The 1,926-nt window shown below is 65.6% G+C and carries 2 protein-coding genes; both read right to left on the bottom strand.

Translation table 11 applies throughout. From position 1 onward, the window contains the following. Positions 1–1,253 (bottom strand): FAD-dependent oxidoreductase (locus EN925_RS33865; RefSeq protein WP_128337269.1); only part of this gene is annotated, 1,253 nt, incomplete at its 3' end. A gap of 24 nt (positions 1,254–1,277) precedes the next feature. Further along, a partial coding sequence (locus tag EN925_RS33860; protein ID WP_128337268.1) for an aldolase/citrate lyase family protein occupies positions 1,278–1,926 on the bottom strand: 649 nt, incomplete at its 5' end.

Here is a 1,926-nt window from a genome sequence, read left to right as displayed (position 1 = left end):
GCCTGGAACGGCGTCAGATCGATCGCCGGCGGCAGACCGGCGGCAAGCTGCGACACGATCTTACCGGTGACGGCGCCGCCGATCAGGCCCTGATGGCCGTGGCCAAAGGCGTAGATGACATTTTTGGCCCGCGACGCCCGGTCGATGACCGGGATGCTGTCGGGCGTGCCGGGACGATGCCCCATCCAGCGCGTGACCTCGCCGACCTCCAGTTTCCTGAACATCGACCGCGCCTGTTTGAGGAGAACGTCCGCCCGGTGCATGTTCGCAGGCGCCTTCAGGCCGGCGAACTCGACATTGCCGGCGATGCGCAGCCCGTCCTCCATCGGCGAAGCGACGAACTTGCGGTCGGCCGAGATGGTCTGGATACGCAAGCCGGTATCGGCACCCTTGACCATGATGTGATAGCCGCGCTCGCTCTCGAGCGGAATGCGGTCGCCAAGCTTGCGGGCAAGATCGCCCGACCAGGCGCCGGCGCAAAGCACCACGGTCTCGACCGGCATGCGCCCGCCGCCTTCAAGCCGCAGCGCCGATGGGCCGTTGGCCGCCATGTCGAAGCCGAGCACCTTCGCGCGCACAAAACGAGCGCCCTGACGCGCCGCATGCTCGGCGAGCCTGGCGACAAGCCGGCCGGGATTTGGACACTGCCCCTGTTCGGGCAGATAGACGGCGCTCTTGAAGATCGGCGCCAGCGCCGGTTCGAGTTGCCGGATTTCGTCGGCATCGAGGATGTCCACCTTGACGCCGTGGTCGCGGCGAAGCCCCAGACCATAAGCGCCCTTGGACGGCCCGTCGGCCGTTTCGTGGACGAACAGCTGGCCGCGCTTCTGCAAAAGGTCCTCGCAGCCGGCAGCCTTGATCAGCGGCTCGTAGCATTCGAATGTGTAGCGGTGCAGCGAGCGCATCGCCGCCGATATCTCCTCGACGCGCGGTTTGCGGCTGGCGGCCAGGAAGCGCAGCAGCCAGGGAAGCGCGTGCGGCAGATAGGCCAGCCGCACGATCAACGGCCCTTCCGGGTCCATCAGCCATTTCGGCACATTGCGCAGCACGCCCGGCATCGAATTCGGGATGCACGATCCCGGGCAGATGCCACCGGCATTGCCGAAGGAGCATTGCTCCTCAGATCCCGGCAAGGCCGGATCGACCACCTCGACGGCAAAACCCTGCTCGAGCAGATAGTTCGCGGTGCAGACGCCAATGATGCCGGCCCCGATGACCGTCACCTTGCTGCGCAGCGTGCCTGTCGATGTCATGGCGATCGATCCGGATTTTGCCGATCAGGGCGCGATCGCGCTCGGCGTGCCGGCGCGGAAGGCCGGCAGCGAACGCGCCACCATCTGCTGCAGCATGCGGAAGTCAGAGAGGTAGGCCATGAAGCGATAGCCCATCTTGCGCATGTCGACGCCATAGGTGACCGAACCGCAATGGATGCCGGGAATGACGCCGGCTTCCTTGCACTTGGCGGCGATGTATTCGATCGCCTCGTAGACGGCGGGATAGCGCGGATCGAAGCCTGGCGCCTCGCGCATAGTCACCGCAAGGTCCGACGGGCCGACGAAGATGGCGTCGAGGTGCGGCGTCTTCAGTATGTCTTCCAGATTCTTCACCGCCTGCTCGCTCTCGATCATCGCCATGGTGATGATGGTGTCGTTGGCATGCTGGAAATAGTCCGCGCCGGCGTAGAGCGAAGCGCGCAGCGGACCAACGCTGCGGCCGCCCTTGGGGAAATAGCGGCAGGCCTTGACGAAGGCGTCCGCTTCCTCGGCGGTGTTGACCATCGGGCAGATCACGCCATAGGCGCCGGCGTCGAGCACCTTGCCGATGATCGCCGGATCGTTCCACGGCACGCGCACCATCGGCGTCGTATCGGTCGTCGAAATCGCCTGCAGCATCGGCACCGCATCGACATAGTCGGTCGCGCCATGC

The sequence above is a fragment of the Mesorhizobium sp. M7A.F.Ca.US.006.04.2.1 genome, assembly GCF_004022915.1.
Lineage (GTDB): Bacteria > Pseudomonadota > Alphaproteobacteria > Rhizobiales > Rhizobiaceae > Mesorhizobium > Mesorhizobium ciceri.
The sequence above is the reverse complement of the archived record's forward strand: the minus strand, read 5'-3'. Positions and strand labels throughout refer to the sequence as shown.